This is a genomic window from Longitalea arenae, assembly GCF_016924755.1.
Lineage (GTDB): Bacteria > Bacteroidota > Bacteroidia > Chitinophagales > Chitinophagaceae > Niastella > Niastella arenae.
In genome coordinates this window covers 310,656-329,531 of the sequence record NZ_JAFFJX010000008.1, presented here as the reverse complement: position 1 = coordinate 329,531, position 18,876 = coordinate 310,656, and the positions used below count along the sequence as shown (strand labels likewise).

Here is an 18,876-nt window from a genome sequence, read left to right as displayed (position 1 = left end):
TACCATGGAACGTCCGCTCACACAATATATTCATCCCGGCTGCCCGCCATTCGATCTCAGGGAATATGAGATGACGGGTGGTTATTCCGCGCTGCGAAAAGCACTGGGCAGCATGTCGCCGGAAGAGGTGCAGCGGCTGGTGCAGGAGAGCGGACTGAAAGGCCGCGGCGGCGCCGGTTTCAATACCGGTATGAAATGGAGCTTTGTGCCCATGGGTGAGAATGCCCCGCATCCAAAATATCTCGTTGCCAATGCCGATGAAATGGAGCCAGGCACTTTCAAAGATCGCTTATTGCTCGAAGGCAATCCACACCAGTTGATCGAAGGCATGATCCTGGCGGCCTATGCCATTCAGGCGGATATCTCCTACATCTTTTTACGCTGGGCTTATAAAAAAGCTGCGCAGTTATTGCGTAAAAGCATTCACGAAGCATATGCTGCCGGTTTGCTGGGTAAAAATATTCTGGGCAGCGGCTTCAGCCTGGAAATGCATTTACACACGGGTGTTGGCCGCTACATGTGTGGAGAAGAAACAGCACTGTTGAACGCCCTTGAAGGAAAACGCGCCACGCCCAGGGCAAAACCGCCATTTCCGCAAATAAGTGGTTTGTATGGCAAACCCACCATCGTGAACAATGTAGAAACGCTTTGTAACCTGCCGCATATTGTAAATAATGGGGCGGCCTGGTTTAAAAGCCTGGGCAATGGCAGCGCCGATAGCGGCACCAAACTATACGGTGTTAGCGGAAAAGTAAATAACCCCGGTTGCTGGGAACTGCCCATGGGCGTAACCGTTCGTGAGCTCATCGAAGAGCATGCCGGTGGCATGAAGAACGGTTACCAGTTAAAAGGTTTCTTGCCGGGTGGCGCTTCTACTGATTTTATGACCATCGAACACCTGGATGTGAAAATGGACTTTGCTTCTGTGGCGGCGGCCGGCAGCCGATTGGGAACAGGCACCATGGTGGTGATGGATGATGCAACCTGTCCGGTCGGCTTTGTACATAACCTGCAACATTTCTTTGCCCAGGAAAGTTGCGGCTGGTGCACGCCCTGCCGGGAAGGGCTGCCCTGGGTAGAAAAAATGTTGTTGAGCCTCGAGCATGGAACAGGGACGATGGAAGATGTGGAGCTGCTGCAAATGCATACCCAATGGCTGGGCCCCGGTAATACCTTTTGTGCTTTGGCGCCCGGCGCTATGGAGCCATTGCAAAGTGCGCTCAAATATTTTAAAGAGGATTTTGAACGGCATGTGACGATGCATCGGTGTCCTTACCATAATGGTGGTTAGTTGCAAATTATAAGTGAACGTGATATAGGTATAAAGTTACCGGTTGCCGGTCACCAGTCGCCGGTAAAGCGCTAAGGCATTATTGTATGGAACCCGGTAACCGGTAACCGGTAACTGGTAACAGCATATATCATTTGACGAAGCAATCAAGTTTATTTCATGTCAACCATATTCATCGATAACAAACAATACGAAGTAAAAGCCGGGAAGAACCTGCTGGAAGCCTGTTTGGGTGTGGGCATCGATCTGCCTTATTTCTGCTGGCATCCGGCATTGGGTAGTGTAGGCGCCTGCCGCCAATGTGCCGTTAAGGTGTTCAGGGATGAAAACGATACCCAGGGCCGGCTGGTGATGAGCTGTATGGAGGGCATCAGGGATGGATTGCATTTATCGGTGAATGATAAAACGGCCAAAGCGTTTCGCAGCCAGGTAATAGAATGGCTGATGACCAATCATCCGCATGATTGCCCGGTCTGTGATGAAGGCGGCAGTTGCCACCTGCAGGATATGACGGTGATGACGGGGCATGATTACCGGCGCTATCATTTTAAAAAGAGGACCTATACCAATCAATACCTGGGGCCATTCATTCATCATGAAATGAACCGCTGCATTCAGTGTTACCGGTGTGTGCGGTATTACCATGAGTATGCCGGTGGTAAAGACCTGAACGTATTTGCGGCACACAATCATGTTTACTTCGGGCGCGAACGCGATGGCGTGCTGGAAAGTCCGTTCAGCGGCAACCTGGTAGAGGTTTGTCCGACCGGCGTATTTACCGACAAAACATTACGCGAACATTATACCCGGAAATGGGACCTTACCACAGCGCCTTCAGTTTGTCATCATTGTGCTGTGGGATGTAATACCATCGCTGGAGAACGGTATGGGCAATTGCGCTGTATCACCAATCGTTACAACAGCCAGGTGAATGGTTATTTCCTTTGCGATCGCGGGCGCTTCGGTTATGAGTTTGTGAATAGCGAAAATCGCATCACCCAGCCGATTATCCGCAATCAGGCAGTGGAAGCAGTTGATGAAACAAGCCTGCTTGAGCATCTGCGTACTTTATTGACCAATCATACTGTCATTGGGATTGGTTCTCCGCGGGCTTCTATGGAAAGTAATATAGCGCTGATGCAGCTGGTAGGCAGGGAGAATTTTTACCAGGGCATAAGCGATAACGAGGTCTTTGTGGAAAGGCGGATCGAGGAAGTGATGCAATCGGGTGTCATAAAAGCGGCTTCCCTCCAGGATATCCAGCACTCAGACGCCATCGTGATCCTGGGCGAAGATATCTGGAATACAGCACCGGTGATGGCATTGGCCGTTCGGCAGGGCGTAATGAAAACAGCAGCGCAGCATGCGCTTGAAAACAGGGCAATAGCCGAATGGCACGATGCGGCCGTTAAAGAGATCGTGCAGCAGGAGAAAGGGTTTTTGGCCAATTGTACGATCGGCGCTTCGCCGCTCGATGAGATCAGCAGCAGCATAATTCACAAAGCGCCCGAAGATCTGGCCCGCCTGGGTTTTGCCATTGCCCAGCGATTGAATACAGTTTTGCCGGCGGTACAGCTGAATGATGAAATGAGCACCCAGGCAGCCATCATTGCCGCCGCCCTGCAAAAAGCAAAACGCCCCGTAATCATCAGCGGCGCCGGTTTGTATAATGAAGCCCTGATCAGGGCGGCATTCGATATTGCAGCGGCCTGCAAAGCTACAGCTACTGAAGTGCACCTGGCCTATGTAATGCCCGAATGCAACAGCATGGGCCTGGCTATGATGCAGGCCTCGGGATTTGAAAATGCGGTGCTGCGCGCCAGCCGCGCCAAAAACGTCGCTGCCATTGTGCTGGAAAACGACCTGTACCGCAATATGCCTGCACAGATTACCGACGTATTCTTCAACAACTGCCAGCATTGTATTGTGCTCGATTCATTAAATAATGCTACTACCCAACATGCCGATGTACTGATACCAGCGGCCAGTTTTGCTGAAGGGGATGGCACCCTGGTAAATTATGAAGGCCGCGCCCAACGGTTCTACCAGGTATTTGTGCCTGCCAATAAGAACATGCAGGAAAGCTGGAAATGGCTGATGAAAATGCGGTTGATACAATCAGGTGCAGCTATCGATAAACCCTGTCATCCCGAAGAAGTGCTGATGATGGGTGAACAATTGTTGCCCCAGTTGAAAGGGATCTCTACTGCCGCGCCCCGCCGTGACTTCCGGGTGAACGGACAAGCATTACCCCGGGAGCCGCATCGTTACAGTGGCCGCACGGCCATGTTAGCGAACCTGGCAGTGAGCGAACCCAAACCCAAACAGGATGGGGACTCGCCTTTTACATTTACGATGGAAGGTTATTCCGGGATGCCGCCATCGCCGCTGATCCCCTTTTTCTGGTCACCGGGATGGAATTCCATCCAGGCCGTAAACAAATACCAGGAGGAGCCAGGTGGTTCATTGAAGAATGAACATGCAGGTAAACTACTGTTTGAATATAAGCGGGATGCTACACCGGTTTATTTTAAGGATATACCGGAAGCATTTGTGGTGCGAACTGACAAGTGGCTCTTGCTGCCGCAATACGAGATCTTTGGGTCGGAAGAATTGAGCGTGTACTCGAAAGGCATCAGCGAACGCTCACCTGCGGCCTATATAGCCATGTCGGCATTGGATGCAGACCAGATGAGTTTGGTAAACGGATCATTGATCACTGTAAAAATATTTGAACAGCTCTATGAATTACCGGTGCGCATACATGCAAACATTCCCAAAGGCGTAGTGCTGATGCCGTCGGGATTGCCAGGGGTACCGGCGATGGCCTGGAATTCATGGGTTCAGATAATTAGTATTAAGTTATAAGTTCACAGTTCACAGTTAAGAGTTCAAAGTTCATATTTCATAATTATATGTTATTCACCGGCTAAGGATTGAGAATGATGTGAGCGTAGCGTCAAATGGTTGCCGCGAAACGGGTAACCGGTAACTGGTAACTGGTAACTGGTAACTGGTAACCGGTAACTGGTAACTGGTAACTGGTAACCGGTATCCGGTATCCGTGTAACCTGGAACCTGGAACAGTAATACAAACTACATGATCACTTTTTACTCATGAGTGCAACAGAACACATACTGATCGTAATTGGCGTTTTATTCGTGCTGCTGAATATTGCGGCCGGATTGATCTGGGTTGAACGCCGTTTGCTGGCGCTGTGGCAGGACCGGCTGGGACCTAACCGTGCTGGTCCGCTCGGAATTTTTATTGTGCTGGCCGATACGTTGAAACTCTTCTTCAAAGAAGACTGGATTCCGCCTTTCGCCGATAAATGGGTGTTTATTCTGGCGCCGGCTATCGTGGTGGGCAGCGTGCTGTTGAGTTTTATAGTAATTCCATTTGCGCCGGGCATCGTGGTCGCCGACCTGAATATTGGTATCATTTTCTTTTTGGCCATGTCATCGTTCGGCGTATATAGTATTGTGTTAGGCGGTTGGGCCTCCAATAATAAATATGCTTTGCTGGGCGCTTTACGCGGCGCTTCCCAAATGATCGCTTATGAAGTGTTTATGGGGCTGTCGTTAATGGGCGTGGTAATGCTGTCTGGCTCTTTTAACCTGGCTGATATCGTAGCTGCGCAAAAGAATTTATGGTTTGTAGTAACCCAGCCTGTGGGCTTTGTGATCTTTTTTATTGCGGGGATTGCCGAAACACATCGTTTGCCATTTGATATTCCGGAAGCAGAAAGCGAGCTCATTGCCGGTTATCATGCCGAGTATTCGGGGATGAAATTCGGAATGTTCTTTATCGGCGAGTACCTCGGCATTACATTGATCTCTGCGATGATCGTTACCTTGTTCTTTGGCGGCTGGCTGGGACCGGCGTTCCTGCCGCCACTGGCCTGGTTTGTGATCAAGTTGTTTTTCTTTATTGGCTTATTTATTCTTTTACGCGCCTCCCTGCCGCGCCCGCGCTATGATCAGTTGATCGGGTATGGCTGGAAGATCATCCTGCCCATCGTACTGGCTAACCTGCTGATCACGGGGGCTGTTGCTTTGTTGATAAGAGGATAATAAAGGCGAGTGCGGAGTGGTAAGTGGCGAGTGGGGAAGTAAGGCGAGTGGGGAAGGCCACGCATCAATGAAAAACGAAAATTTGAAAGCAATCGTGTAGCAATATCATAAATTAAAGTAAACGCTATGATCAGCCATCTTCGAACCATGTGGTTGGTGTTTATTCACCTTTTCAGGAAGAAAGCAACCATCGAGTATCCGGAAGAAAAAGTGGAATTGCATCCACGCTATCGCGGCCGCATTGTATTGACCAAAGATCCAGATGGCGGCGAACGCTGTGTAGGATGCTATTTGTGTGCAGTGGCTTGTCCGGTCGATTGCATCGCCCTGCAAGCGACAGAAGATGAGAATGGCCGCCGCTACCCTGATTTTTTCCGCATCAATTTCTCGCGCTGTATTTTTTGTGGCTATTGTGAAGAGGCTTGTCCGACCTATGCCATACAACTGATCCCTGATTTTGAAATGGCTGAGTATAACCGGCAGAACCTGGTGTTTGAGAAGGAAGACCTGCTGATCGATAGCCAGGGAAAATATCCGGGTTATAATTTCTACCGGGTGGCCGGCCTGGAAGCAGGCGTAAAGAAAAAAGGCGAAGGTGAGCATGAGGAAAAGCCGGTGGATGTGCATAGTTTGTTACCGTAAGTAAAAGGGATGATGTGGTAATAGAAATGCTTCCGTGTCTGTTTGCTCATGGAATATTGTTGCAGGATTCAGGGTACAAGTTCCACGGCTCCCTGCAACCGGCACCCGGCACCCGGCAACACCTGGTTCCGATCCGCTAACACCAAATAACCAATAAACAAACATATTAACCTGTCAACCTATCATCTTGTCAACACTCTTCTACATATCATCAATAGTAGCAGTGCTGTCTACCATCATGGTGATCACGCGCTACCATCCCGTACATGCCCTGCTCTACCTGGCCGTGTCTTTTCTGTCGGTAGGAATGATCTTTTTATCGCTGGGTGCTCCTTTTGTAGCAGCGCTTGAGATCATTGTATATGCCGGGGCCATCATCGTGTTGTTCATATTTGTAGTGATGATGCTGAACCTGGGCAACGAAACTGCGCAGCAGGAAAAGGAATGGCTGAAACCAAAGGTATGGTTAGTGCCATCAGCGCTCGTATTGGTTTTACTTGCAGAAATGTTGTTGCTGCTCTTTAGCGGCAATCAGCAGGTAATGCAGGTATCACAGGTAGATCCACGCAAAGTAGCGCTTTCATTATATGGTGAATATATCATTGCTGTTGAGCTGATCGGTTTTCTGTTGATGGCCGGCATTGTGGGCGCTGCCCATATCGGCAAACATAGAAAACCTTCTTTACACCGCTTCCTGCAAAATGGCGATGCGGAGAAAGAGCGCGCTTCCGCCCTGCAGCAGGAAACAATTCCAAACGAACAAACCGTATTACATGACTGATAGCGTCAATATGGTATTAATGGTAGCCACGGTCTTATTTGCCCTGGGGCTCGTGGGTGTGCTCACCCGCAAGAATGTAGTATTCATGCTCATCTCGGTAGAGATCATGCTGAATGCGGCCGGAATGGCATTTGTAGCGGCAGGGTCCAAATGGCAGCAACCTGATGGACAGGTGATGTTCCTGTTCATCCTGGCCATGGCCGCCGCCGAGGTCTCGGTCGGATTGGCGCTCGTGTTACAGATCTATCATCAGCATAAGACCATGGATGTGGAAGATTTGAAAGAACTCAAAGACTGATGTGCTGATGTGCTGATTTGCTGATGTGCTAATTAGCTAATGTGATAATTTGATAATGTGATAATGTGATAATGTGATAATGAAATACAATCTATCAGTGTATGTAAAGTGTAAAGTATGAAGCGTAAATTTTTAACTGAGAACTGAGAACCGTGGACTGAGAACTTAGAATTGAGAACTGTGAACCGAGAACTATAAACAATAAACCAAAAACTGTGAATAGTTTACTGCCATACATCCCTGCTTTACCATTATTTGGCTTTGTGATCCTGTCATTGTTCGGCCGGCGCTTGTCGAAACCCGTCACCGCGTGGCTGGGCGCCGGAACAGTTTGTATCGCTGCGCTCATCACTATTACGGTGGCACTGGCATTTTTGCAAACAACGCCCCCTGGCGGCGCTTATAGTCAACTGTTGTGGTCATGGTTCACGGTGGGCAACCTGTCGGTAGATATCAGTCTGCGCGTAGACGCACTTACCCTCGTGTTCATCTTTATCATCACTTTTGTTGGGGCCCTCATTCATATCTATTCCGCTTTTTTTATGTGGCATGACCGGGATATGGCGCGCTTTTTTGCTTCCATGAACCTGTTCGTGTGCTCCATGTTGTTACTGGTTATGGCCGATAACCTGGTCTTGATGTACCTGGGCTGGGAGGGCGTTGGTTTATGTAGTTACCTGCTCATTGGCTTTTGGTATGAAGTGCCCTCCAATAGCCGCGCGGCCAATAAGGCCTTTCTTATTACCCGCATTGGGGATACGGCTTTACTGATCGGTTTGTTCCTGTTGTTTAAAGAGCTCGGTACACTCAACATGAATGCCATTCTGCAGGAGGCGCCGCGGCATTTTACCACCGGTGGTTCAAACATCGTGCTCATCACCGTATTATTACTGGTAGGCGGTATGGGTAAATCGGCCCAAATCCCTTTACAAACCTGGCTGCCCGATGCCATGGCGGGTCCTTCGCCGGTAAGCGCGCTGATCCATGCTGCTACCATGGTAACAGCCGGTGTCTACCTGATTGCCCGCATGCATGGGCTGTTCCAGTTGTCGCCGGTCACCATGGCCATTGTCGCTATTGTCGGCGCCATTACGCTGCTGGTGGCAGGCTGCAGTGCGCTGGCGCAAACAGATATTAAAAGGATCCTGGCCTATTCCACCATCAGCCAGATCGGTTATATGTTCCTTGCATTGGGCGTAGGCGCCTGGAGTGCAGCCGTTTTCCATTTCTTCACCCATGCTTTTTTCAAAGCGCTCTTGTTCCTCGCTGCCGGGGTTGTAATTGAAGCCCTGCATCATGAGCATAATATCTTTATGATGGGCGGACTGCGAAAGCGAATGCCTGAAGTGTTTATCACGTTCCTGGCCGGGGCGGCGGCATTGAGCGCCCTGCCCCTGGTGAGCGCCGGCTTTTTCAGCAAGGATGCTATCCTTTGGTATAGCTGGAGCAGTGCCGGCGGAAGCGCCCTCTTATGGTTCATGGCATTGGTAGGTGCATTCATTACCGCATTGTACAGCACCCGCTTAATGCTGGTGGTCTTTTGGGGCGATATGAAAACACCTGTTCATCAGCAACCTGACCGTGGCATGGTCATTCCCCTGGTCATCCTGGCCTTTTTCTCCATAACAGCGGGCTTTATTGAATGGCCGCATAATATGATCCACCTTTCGCTGTTCTCAGACCATGTTCAACAGGTATTACCGGGAACAGTTATGAAGGAAAACCTGCCGCCTGAGTGGTTGTTCCAGGCGATCGCAGCGGTGGTTACCCTGCTCGGTGTGTATCTGGGTATTACCCTGTATTACGGTAAATCGGGGGTGCGCTGGCAGCAATCGCCACCGCTGGCTGCTACCCGCGAATTCTTTTTCAGCGGATGGAAATTCGATCAGCTGTATAATTTCATTTTTGTAAAACCATTCCTGTTCCTGACCCGGATAAATAAAAGCGACGTTATCGACCGGATGTATAACGGCATTGCGCAGGCCAGTCTGCGCCTGAACGGCTGGTTCTCTGTTTCCCAGAATGGCTCCCTGCGATTGTATATAGTAGGGGTGCTCGCAGGCATCCTGTTCATTATAACGCTTCAACTTTTGTTATGATACTGGTACTAATGATAGGTGTTTTACTCGTGGGCGGACTAAGCTGCTGGCTGGTGGCCCAACGGTATCCCTTAATGGGCCGGTGGATCGCTTTGATAGCGGTTATCATTGCTTTCCTGTTGCCCGTCGGCTGGTATATACAACACGCACCGGGTATTACGGCAGTGGGTAAGAATTGGCTGATCGATTACCAGGTGAACTGGATACCTGCATTCGGCATCAGCTTTCACCTGGCTATGGACGGACTCAGTTTTATTTTGATCCTGCTTACATTTTTGCTGGGCGCCTTATCGGTCTTGTGCTCCTGGAATGAGATCCGTGAAAAGACAGGCTTTTATTTCTTCAATCTCTTATGGACACTGGCTGGCATTGCCGGCGTTTTTGTCGCCATGGATCTTTTTCTCTTTTATTTCTTCTGGGAAGTGATGCTGGTGCCCATGTATTTCCTGATCGCCATCTGGGGCGATTTCAATCGCCGGTATGCGGCGTATAAGTTTTTCATTTTTACCCAAACCGGCGGACTGCTGATGTTGCTCGCCATCCTGGCGCTGTATTTTATCCATGGCCAGCAAAGCGGCGGTCAGTATACATTCGATTATTTTGCTTTATTGAATACAACGTTCAGCAATGATGTCACCGCCCGCTGGATCATGCTGGGTTTTTTAATTGCTTTTGTGATCAAACTGCCCATGGTGCCCCTGCATAACTGGCTGCCCGATGCCCATAGCGAAGCACCTACGGCCGGCAGTTTGATCCTGGCCGGTCTGTTATTGAAGACAGGCGCTTATGGCATTATCCGCTTTGTGTTGCCCCTCTTTCCAGAAGCCTCGGCCAGTATAGCGTGGTGGGCCATGTTATTGGGTGTGGTAGGTATTGTGTATGGCGCATTGCTGGCCTTTGCGCAAACCGATCTCAAACGGCTCATTGCCTATACATCGGTAAGCCACATGGGTTTCGTGTTGCTGGGCGTTTTTGCTTTCCGCGAAATTGCTTTGCAAGGGGTGGTCATGCAATTACTGACCCATGGCGTTAGCACGGGCGCCTTGTTTGTGCTGGCCGGCATGTTGAAAGAAAGATTGCATACCAGGGATATCAATCACATGGGCGGTTTATGGACGGCCATGCCGCATATGGGTGCGCTGGCAATGGTATTCGTGATGGCTTCCCTTGGCCTGCCCTTCCTGGGCAATTTCATTGCGGAGTTCCTCATCCTGCTGGGCGCTTTTGACGTAAGTCCGGTCTTGGCCATCATTGCCAGTGCCGGTCTGGTATTGTCGGCCCTGTATTCGTTGCGCATTATGCAGAAAGTGTTTCAGGGACAGTTGCAACCGATTTCAGAACAGCCCAGGGACCTGAGTGTGCGGGAATGGATCATTATGGCATGCCTGACAGCCGCTATTATATTTTTGGGGCTTTATCCTCAACCTGTATTTGATGTGGTTAAAGGCGCTTTAATTACCAGTTACCAGTTGCCCGTAGCCGGGGGCTTCAATTAAAGGCAGGCTAAGCATTGGCGGCATGCTGTCGCTCAGGGCGGCCTGGAAACCGGTAACTGGTAACTGGTAACTGGTACCCGAACCTGTGTGCTGTCGCTCAGGGCCTGGTAACCGGTAACTGGTACCCGAACCTGTGTGCTGTCGCTCAGGGCGTGGTAACCGGTAACTGGTACCCGGTAACTTGCAATAGTAACCTGTAACTCTTTTACAATGGACAATCTACAATTACTCGCTCTTCTCCCTTTCATGGTGCTGGCCACTGCAGCTGTTGTGGTGATCCTGCTCATTGCATTCAAACTAAGTCATACCGTCATACAGGTTACCGGTTTTTTCATGATGTGCGGCGTGGTGCTTGCCATGTGGTATGTGCGGGATACCCTGCCACGTGAAATACCACCCTTATTAGTAGTGGATGGCCTGGCCGCTTTGTTTACCGGACTGATCATTTTTTCGGTATTGGTGGTCGGACTGCTTTCCTATATTTATTTTGAAGAGCGGGAAGAGAATCCCAAAGAATATTATATCCTGCTTTTCCTGGCCACACTGGGCGCGGCTGTGCTCACCATCAGCCGGCATTTTATTTCTTTCTTTATCGGGCTGGAATTACTGAGTGTAAGCCTGTATGCCCTGATCGCTTATTTACGCAACCGGAATAACGCCATAGAAGCGGGTGTAAAATACCTGGTGCTGGCGGCTTTAACATCGGCGTTCCTGTTGTTCGGCATGGCATTGATCTATATGGAAACGGGCAGTATGGAATTTACAGCCATTGGCAATGCCATTGCAAAGCAGGGAACTTCTGTATTGTTCTTAATGGGTATTGGATTAATCGTAGTGGCCATTGGCTTTAAGCTGGCCCTGGTGCCTTTTCATTTATGGGCTGCCGATGTATACCAGGGCGCGCCGGCGCCGGTAACGGCTTTTATAGCAACGGTTTCGAAGATCGGCGTATTTGCCGTTTTTGTGCGATTTGCCCAGGCTATCCATTTACATGAGAATGCTTTGGCTATTTCCATTCTTACGGTGATTGCCATTGCCTGTATGATCGCCGGCAATGTGCTGGCCCTCATGCAGCAGAACATCAAGCGGCTGCTGGCCTATTCATCCGTTGCGCATTTTGGCTATTTGCTGGTGGCGTTTTTGTCGGGCGATGCCGGCGTTGGCGCCGGGGTATTTTACCTGCTGGCATATAGTATTACGTTATTGTCGGCTTTCGGTATCATTACCTTGTTATCGACCCGGCGAAAAGATGCCGATGAGTTGAACGGATATCGCGGACTGTTCTGGCGCAATCCATTAATGGCTGCGGTATTTACGGTGGCGCTTTTATCGTTGGCGGGCATTCCGCTGACGGCAGGGTTCCCGGCCAAATTCTTTATCCTCACGGTTGGGGTGCAACAGCATATGTGGTTGCTGGCAGTTGTACTGGTGCTCAGCAGCGTTATTGGTTTGTATTATTACCTGCGGATCATCAGCACGCTGTTTGCCGCGCCGCCATTATCACCGGTCAAGGAGAAAAGCCTGCATCCCTTCTTTTATGCAGCAACTTATGCCTCCCTGGTGGTGTTGATGTTCCTGCTGGCCTGGATCGGCATTTTCCCTGGTTTTATCGTAGACAATGTGCAGGAATTTTTGGTGATACGATAGGGTTGAGAAGGGGATACTCATTATGCAATATACCGGCTCAGTATTTCAGAATACACTACCTGGTTCCGCGAGCCAACCGCTGCCATCCGGAAAAAGAAGTTGATGCCCAGGGGCAGGTCAGAGATAACAATTTTCCGTTTAGTACTATTGACCGTTTCCCATGCGTTGTCCGCTCTCAACGGCCCGGGAGTATATTGATACAGATATGCTTTCGCTCCCTTTACTCTTTTTGCCTGTAAGATTATTTGTCCATTGTTTTTGCCCGGCAACACCTCAAATTCCCTGGGTTTTTCCAATACTGTTTTTTTAGGCGGCTTCGCTATCTCAAATCCACTTCTTATAAGAAGCCATTCATCGCCTTTAGATTTTAATTGTATGATTTCGCCCAGTTCCCTTAATAATGAAATGAGTTTTTCTTTCAGATCGTTTTTAATTAAGATCTTCTGAGTATCGCCAAAAGAAGCATCGCGCCTGGCGTGTTGAAATTGTTCTGCTGTTATCCGTACGGGAGCTAATAACGGTTCTATGTCGGGATGATCTTCATTGTTGGTTAGCTTTCGGCAGATGTAAATGGCTATTTCATCCAGTTCCGAATCGTTGTACTTGCGAAAATTCAATGCCAGTTCTTTTTTCATGCAGTTAGTTTTTAAAAATAATAATAACTGTGCATTGAATCCCCCGGAGACGCCTGCCCCCAAACCTGGTTAAGATGCATTCCGGATTTAGGTGGGCGTATGTACTTAAAAATAAGCAATTGTTCAGAAATTATTTCAAAGAATATTCAATAATTACATTATTTGACAAAAAGCAAGTGAACTTGTCAGTAAGAAGCAAATCTTGTTACATTTAACCACAATTTGTAATTTGTAAAGCATTTTCGTCAACTATTGGTTAAAGTTGTTAAAAAACGAAGAATGTTGCTAATATTTGATAATACTTGATAAAAATCAATAACGGTTGCTATTAATTGGTTAATATTGACAACAGCTGGTGCTTATTAACCAATTTTGATACTTATTAATACGTTCACGCAAAAGTTGATAAAATTTGAAATTCTTCCCTTAATTTTCACATCTTTGTTTTGAATGACCTTCAATGTCAAATGAACCAGCCAAATCAAAGAAAGCATGAGCAATAAAAAAACATCCTCGAAACAGAAGGAACCGCTGCGGACCAGGATATTTAATTTCATTCATTCATTTATTGCAGCCTTCTTTAAGGCAGAGAGTGAATCTTAGAGAAATAGGTTATAGGAAATGCAGAGGGGCGATAGGTTATGCGTAGACGCAGCCGGCAAGATACAACAGTAGGCCATAAGCGAAGAATGGCACATAAAGCATCAAGTTATTTAGTTTGTAAGTTCATAAGTTTTTCAGTTCTTGAATGCAATACTTACCATCCGGAACAAGCTCAACTTTAAGCTATGAACTTAGGAATTAGAACTATGAATCCAGAACTTTAAGCTATGAACTTATAACCTTGAACTGAGAACTGTGAACTTAGAACTTTGAACTATGAACTAATACTTTCCCGGTAAGTTCTGGGCGTCATACCGGTAAAGCGTTTGAAGAATTTTACAAAATTTGATGGATCATAGGTAAGTTGCCGCGCTATCTCGGCAATAGACAGGGGAGAAGTAGCCAATAATTCTTTCGATAGTTTAACCAGGCGCTCTTCAAATAGGTCGCAGCTCGAGCGGCCCGTCACTTCCTTTACCGTATTGCTTAAATGGATGGGATGAATATGCAGTATGTTGGCAAAATCGGCGATCTCATGCATGATCTCTACCTGTCCGGCCCTTAGTTCCTCGATATGTTTATCGAGCTCGGCAACATACAGGTTTACGATCTCCCGCTGGCGGGCCGATGTTATGGTGCTGGTGGTGGGTCCCATGGTTGTTAATTTTTTAAAACGATGCCTGGTTGCTTCTGCAAATTTACTTCTTAAAACTTATATATACAGAATCCCCTGCAGTAACTGTATTTTCGACAGTTCGCACTATAACCATACGTTCCGGCAACGCTACTTCAATCTCATAACCGCTGCCCAGGAAAGTTACCTCGGTAACTTTACCGGCAATGGCCGTTTTGCTTTTTTTAGCGGACAGGGTAAAAGCTTCCGGCCGGATGAATAATTTCCTGCCATTCCCATATTCATTCGGTATTTCACCAAAGGCAGCAGCTTCCGCTTTGGAAAATGCATTGAACTTGCCAAACAAGCCGGCTACATAATCATTGACCGGCTGCCGGTAGATTGTTTCCGGTGTATCCTGTTGAACGATCTGGCCGTTTTTCATAACAATGATCTCATCGGCCCAGCTGAGGGCATCTGCCGGATCATGGGAGACCATTAAACAGGTTATACCCAGTTTTTCACCCATGGCCCTGATCACTGCCCGCAGGGTGTTGCGGTGCAGAATATCGAGGTTCGAAAAAGGTTCATCCAGCAGAAATAATTTTGGAGCGCCGATGAGCAGGCGCGCCATGGCGATCCGTTGTTTTTCACCGCCGGAGACCTGGTCGGTCTTCCGCTTTAGCAGATGACTGATATGGCAGATCTCGTAGAGGTTTTGCACATCCTGTTCGGGCAGGGTATTGGCATATTCAAGGATCTCTTCTACCCGGTAATTATTGCGCAATTCAAAATGCTGCGACAGATACGCCATTTTTGGATGGCCGGGGATCAGTTTTTCATTCGGTCCTTCTACATGTTTGTTCTCAAACAATACATCACCGCTATCAGGTTGTACCAGTCCGCCAATGATCTTGAGCAGGGTACTTTTTCCCGAGCCGGATTCGCCCACGATCGCCAGTTTTTGAAATTTCTGCTGGCTGAACGAAATCTCGTGCAGCACGGGATTGCCGTTGATTTCCTTACTGACCGCCGAGACTTTTAGTAATGCCATGTTGCCTGGTATTGTTTCCAAATTCAGGCGCCGGGCATGAATTATGGAAAATTGTCATTTGTTGTAGGGCAAAAGTAATTAAAATGAATTAACTGCCTCAATCGGCCTGTTTGGCTGGATTGTTTGCACGAATATCGTTCAAAATGACATGGTTATTGGCCAATATTCACGTTTATTAGTTTATACTTTACGTTAATGTTCGGTTCTTATCTTTAGTAGCAATTACATGTATCAATGTGCGTAACGAATGCTATTGATCATGTTACCTAAAAATTTGTAGCAAACCTTACCATTAATGAGCCTGCAACCTAGACCGTTGCTATTATTGGCTATTGTTATGTGTGTGTCATTTGCGATAAAAGCGCAGGAAAGTAACGCACAACCGGGGGCGCATCATTGAGGAAAATCATTACTATGCTTATGGTTTAAAAATTACGGGCTTTAGTACCCGGAAGCTGGCTGATCCAGGGGAAGGCGATAATAATAACAAATACCTGTATAATGATAAAGAATTGATCGATGATGGGGAACTGGATTGGTACGACTATGGCGGTCAGGGTATTGCCAGGCGGAGCTTTCGAGACATTTCATAATACAATAATTTTTAGATAACATGAAACTAGTAGGGTTTATTAAGGAATACAATAATTTGAAGGAAAGTATTGCGCTTGACGATTTACTCAATTCCAGATCACCTGTGACAAATGATGTCGAAAGAATTTTTCAGTATTTAGATCAGGGTGTTCTGGTGTTAGGCTGGATGGGATACTTTATGGATGTCAAAACCAAACAACCCATTGCCCCGGATTCGTATTTTACAGATGGCGTTTGGGTTTGGCCGGCATACTTTCCCTATTATCTGAACATGTTCCCATTCATGCAAATTGACCCGGACTTTGTACAATACTTAATTGCGAAAGATTATAAATTCGAAAAAAATTTTGAAGACCGTATCGACGCTTTAGAAGATGAACTCGCAAGAAAATTTAAAGAAGTAAAATTATAAGTTGATTAAGAATGCTGGTAAGTGTTACCTGCTAATTAAATAAACATATCAAGGTCCTGTCTATGATGAATAATTTATAAGCCGACAGGACTTTTTACAGGTAAAAAACTATAGTCACCCACTTAAAACTTCTCTACACTATACACCTGGTGCCTTATCGCATAAATGACCAAACCTGCGGTGTTTTTAGCGCCGGTCTTCAATAATAAACTGTTGCGGTGGCCCTCTGCGGTGCGTTTGCTGATGAACAGGCGTTCCGCTATTTCGCCCGTGGTGAGCTCATGGCAGATCAGTTCCAATACCTCTTTTTCGCGCTCGGTGATCTCGTCGCCCATGATAATACCGCGGTGTTTACCGGCGATATTCTTATGCATGGCCCTGATCGTATCATCATTAAAATAGAAACCGGTTTTGGCAACGGTTATAATGGCCTTTCTCACTTCGTCGGGATCGGTATTTTTAGACAAATATCCATTGGCGCCCTTTTCAATCAGCGTAATAATATAACTATCCGTGTAGTGAATCGACAGGACCAGGATCTTGATCTGCGGATATTTTTCCCGGATGATATCAAAGGTTTGCAGTCCATTCATTACCGGCATGGAGATATCCAACAGCAGCACATCCGGTAAGCGGCCTGCCTGTTCCAGTTGCGTCAGGAGCTCGAGGCCGTTGCCGGCTTCCAGGCAAAAACGTATGCTGTTCCCATCGTCCAGTAATTCTATCAACCCCCGCCGGAAAAGCCGCTCATCATCTGCAATAGCAAGATAGATCATATATCATGTTTTATATGTTCAATTCACAGAAAAACTGATAACACATTCAAACCCTTTTCCCTCGCTGCGATAATCTACTTTTCCCCTGATCAGTTTTACCCGGTTCTCAATATTCTTAAAACCCAGGCCTTTAAAACCGTGCATTTGCGACAGGTTAAGGCCCCGGCCACCGTCTTTATATATCAGTTGTATGTCCCGGCCGCCTGCCAGCAAGGCCAGGTAAATATGACTGGCCTGTGCATGCCTGATAGTATTGCTTAACAATTCCTGTATAATGCGGTAGAGGGCAAGTTGTTTTTTCTGATCCAGTATTACCTGCTCCAAGCGGTAATCGGTAGTTACCGTAATGGCTGAGGAACTGTTGATCCAGCTGCTTAGTTCTTCAATGGCCGATGCAAGCCCGAACAGTTCCAGGCTGGGTGGCACTAAATTATGGGATACCCGGCGAACCGTGCCGATCATGGCATCGATGATCTCTTTGCTGCGGGCGGTGAGTTGTTCAAGTTGTGGGTTATCGTTCCCCTGTTTTTGCAATTGCGAGAGGGTCAGGCGCAGGGTAGCCAGTTTGCCGCCGATCTCGTCGTGCAGGTCGGCTGCAAAGCGTTGGCGTTCGGTCTCCAATGCTTCCATATTACTTTGCAGGAGGTCGAGTTTCAATTTCGTGTGCATGTCGCGCATGGCTGTCTGCTGTTGCCGCAGCCGTTTGCGGTACAGGTAAATGAATGCCACCACCGAAGCGGCCAGCATAAAGAAGATGAGTGTGCCACAAAAAAGCAGCAGGTAAATATCTAAGGTTTTCGTTCCCTCCATAAACCGATCGAAATAAATACATACAACAGTATGCTTAAAAAAGAATGCACCGCCCAGATCCGGGTGTTCAAGGTTTTGCCCAACGGTAGAATGTAATTGCTTAAGATGAATAAAGTAAACGCCCCTGAAAAGTAGAGCAGGATGCCCGAGTTGATCCAAACTACCGAATGATGAGTGGCGCCGGTAGTTTGTACCGGCAGGTAGAGCTTGTAAAAGCAGAGCAGGGCCAGGATGATGAGCAATAGCGCCTCCAGGGCCCTTGCATAGTTATTGAATGTGTAAATGCTTTGAACAAAAATAGAATTGATCAAAGTAAACAACACAAAACAGCCTGCTAATCCCCGCAACAACCATTTGGGGAATGTATTGTGAAAGAACAGATCGTAGTAGATATACAACAGCACAAATTCAGATAATGTATAAAAGTGAAGCAGGGGCAGGTTGTTGCGTCCCAGCTTCATAAGGAGGTAAGAGGATAACTCTACGGCACAGGCAATAAATACATGAATGCCCAGCACTTTTAGTCCGGCATTATAATTCCTGTAAAACAGTATACAAATGAGTACAGGAACAATAACTATCCATGCAGAACAGAATAGCAGGATTTTCTGCAATACAGTTACCATAAAAACGGGTTGGCTATTGTTCACCGCCTGCGAGCGGACTTTCTGCGTCTTCGCATAAAGGCGGGCAGGGATGTGAGAAATCATACACGCCGCTGACGATATTGGCGTCGCCGGCTTTTAAGATATCTTTCTGATCGCGGTCGGCCCCCACGCAAAGCAGTTTTTCTTCAAGAATATTCTGCTCATGACCGGGTGTATGTTGAATGCCTACTTTCAAGCCCAGGTATACACGAACATACTCAACCGAAGGTTCTTGTAGTATTTTCCGGAAATCTTCCGCCTTGAAAATAAAAGAGTTTGCTGTCAGGAAATGATCTGAATTGCGCCAGTTGGTTGTCCAGGTTATAGCCGTGCCGAGTGGCACAGACAGGAGGGAGGCTTCTACGCTCATGGTAATATAGGTCTAACGGTTTAAAATGATTTTG

The 18,876-nt window shown here is 47.5% G+C and carries 18 protein-coding genes; 10 read left to right on the top strand and 8 right to left on the bottom strand.

What is annotated here, in order from left to right:
* The first annotated feature begins 4 nt into the window (after positions 1-4).
* From nuoF to JT717_RS17655, 8 genes are all read left to right on the top strand, one after another.
* Positions 5-1,291 carry an NADH-quinone oxidoreductase subunit NuoF gene (nuoF, locus tag JT717_RS17690; protein WP_205511979.1) on the top strand — a complete coding sequence of 429 codons (1,287 nt, stop codon included), beginning with the start codon at positions 5-7 and terminating at the stop codon, positions 1,289-1,291.
* A gap of 159 nt (positions 1,292-1,450) precedes the next feature.
* Entirely contained in the window at positions 1,451-4,159 is a 2,709-nt protein-coding gene (gene nuoG, locus JT717_RS17685; RefSeq protein ID WP_205511976.1) for an NADH-quinone oxidoreductase subunit NuoG, read from the top strand.
* Between the two features lie 249 nt (positions 4,160-4,408).
* Positions 4,409-5,365 (top strand): NADH-quinone oxidoreductase subunit NuoH, encoded by a 957-nt coding sequence (gene nuoH, locus JT717_RS17680; protein WP_205511973.1) that lies wholly within the window; start codon positions 4,409-4,411, stop codon positions 5,363-5,365.
* Positions 5,366-5,491: 126 nt separating this feature from the next.
* On the top strand, positions 5,492-6,007 hold the full coding sequence (gene nuoI, locus JT717_RS17675; RefSeq protein WP_205511970.1) for an NADH-quinone oxidoreductase subunit NuoI: 516 nt from the start codon (positions 5,492-5,494) through the stop codon (positions 6,005-6,007).
* A gap of 187 nt (positions 6,008-6,194) precedes the next feature.
* Positions 6,195-6,788, top strand: coding sequence for an NADH-quinone oxidoreductase subunit J (gene nuoJ / locus JT717_RS17670; protein ID WP_205511968.1), 594 nt, complete (start codon positions 6,195-6,197; stop codon positions 6,786-6,788).
* Positions 6,781-7,086, top strand: a complete 306-nt coding sequence (gene nuoK / locus JT717_RS17665) for an NADH-quinone oxidoreductase subunit NuoK (RefSeq protein ID WP_205511965.1) — start codon at positions 6,781-6,783, stop codon at positions 7,084-7,086. The genes nuoJ and nuoK overlap by 8 nt, the downstream gene beginning before the upstream one ends.
* Before the next feature lie 215 nt (positions 7,087-7,301).
* Positions 7,302-9,185, top strand: a complete 1,884-nt coding sequence (gene nuoL / locus JT717_RS17660; protein WP_205511963.1) for an NADH-quinone oxidoreductase subunit L — start codon at positions 7,302-7,304, stop codon at positions 9,183-9,185.
* The gene (locus JT717_RS17655; RefSeq protein WP_205511960.1) at positions 9,182-10,681 is read left to right on the top strand and encodes a complex I subunit 4 family protein; all 1,500 of its coding nucleotides are present in this window, start codon (positions 9,182-9,184) and stop codon (positions 10,679-10,681) included. Before nuoL ends, JT717_RS17655 begins: the two co-directional genes overlap by 4 nt.
* Before the next feature lie 32 nt (positions 10,682-10,713).
* On the opposite strand, the gene JT717_RS17650 is transcribed toward JT717_RS17655, so the two are convergent.
* Positions 10,714-10,899, bottom strand: coding sequence for a hypothetical protein (locus JT717_RS17650; RefSeq protein WP_205511957.1), 186 nt, complete (start codon positions 10,897-10,899; stop codon positions 10,714-10,716).
* Here JT717_RS17650 and JT717_RS17645 point away from each other — a divergent pair.
* Positions 10,892-12,328 (top strand): NADH-quinone oxidoreductase subunit N, encoded by a 1,437-nt coding sequence (locus JT717_RS17645; protein WP_205511954.1) that lies wholly within the window; start codon positions 10,892-10,894, stop codon positions 12,326-12,328. The genes JT717_RS17650 and JT717_RS17645 overlap by 8 nt on opposite strands.
* 20 nt (positions 12,329-12,348) lie before the next feature.
* On the opposite strand, the gene JT717_RS17640 is transcribed toward JT717_RS17645, so the two are convergent.
* From JT717_RS17640 to JT717_RS17630, 3 genes are all read right to left on the bottom strand, one after another.
* Positions 12,349-12,963 carry a hypothetical protein gene (locus tag JT717_RS17640; RefSeq protein ID WP_205511951.1) on the bottom strand — a complete coding sequence of 205 codons (615 nt, stop codon included), beginning with the start codon at positions 12,961-12,963 and terminating at the stop codon, positions 12,349-12,351.
* Between the two features lie 877 nt (positions 12,964-13,840).
* Positions 13,841-14,221, bottom strand: coding sequence for a helix-turn-helix domain-containing protein (locus tag JT717_RS17635; RefSeq protein WP_205511947.1), 381 nt, complete (start codon positions 14,219-14,221; stop codon positions 13,841-13,843).
* A 43-nt stretch (positions 14,222-14,264) separates the two neighbouring features.
* Positions 14,265-15,233: an ABC transporter ATP-binding protein gene (locus tag JT717_RS17630; protein WP_205511944.1), complete on the bottom strand. Its 969-nt coding sequence runs from the start codon at positions 15,231-15,233 to the stop codon at positions 14,265-14,267.
* A 613-nt stretch (positions 15,234-15,846) separates the two neighbouring features.
* Here JT717_RS17630 and JT717_RS17625 point away from each other — a divergent pair.
* Entirely contained in the window at positions 15,847-16,239 is a 393-nt protein-coding gene (locus JT717_RS17625) for a hypothetical protein (protein WP_205511941.1), read from the top strand.
* 122 nt (positions 16,240-16,361) lie between these two features.
* On the opposite strand, the gene JT717_RS17620 is transcribed toward JT717_RS17625, so the two are convergent.
* From JT717_RS17620 to JT717_RS17605, 4 genes are read right to left on the bottom strand one after another with little or no spacing between them, the layout of a single operon-like run.
* Complete coding sequence (locus tag JT717_RS17620) at positions 16,362-17,015, bottom strand: response regulator transcription factor (protein ID WP_205511939.1); 654 nt, start codon at positions 17,013-17,015, stop codon at positions 16,362-16,364.
* An 18-nt stretch (positions 17,016-17,033) separates the two neighbouring features.
* Complete coding sequence (locus tag JT717_RS17615) at positions 17,034-17,825, bottom strand: sensor histidine kinase (protein ID WP_205511937.1); 792 nt, start codon at positions 17,823-17,825, stop codon at positions 17,034-17,036.
* Positions 17,804-18,451 (bottom strand): hypothetical protein, encoded by a 648-nt coding sequence (locus JT717_RS17610; RefSeq protein WP_205511934.1) that lies wholly within the window; start codon positions 18,449-18,451, stop codon positions 17,804-17,806. Before JT717_RS17610 ends, JT717_RS17615 begins: the two co-directional genes overlap by 22 nt.
* Before the next feature lie 13 nt (positions 18,452-18,464).
* Positions 18,465-18,842 (bottom strand): hypothetical protein, encoded by a 378-nt coding sequence (locus tag JT717_RS17605; protein WP_205511931.1) that lies wholly within the window; start codon positions 18,840-18,842, stop codon positions 18,465-18,467.
* Positions 18,843-18,876: the final 34 nt, after the last annotated feature.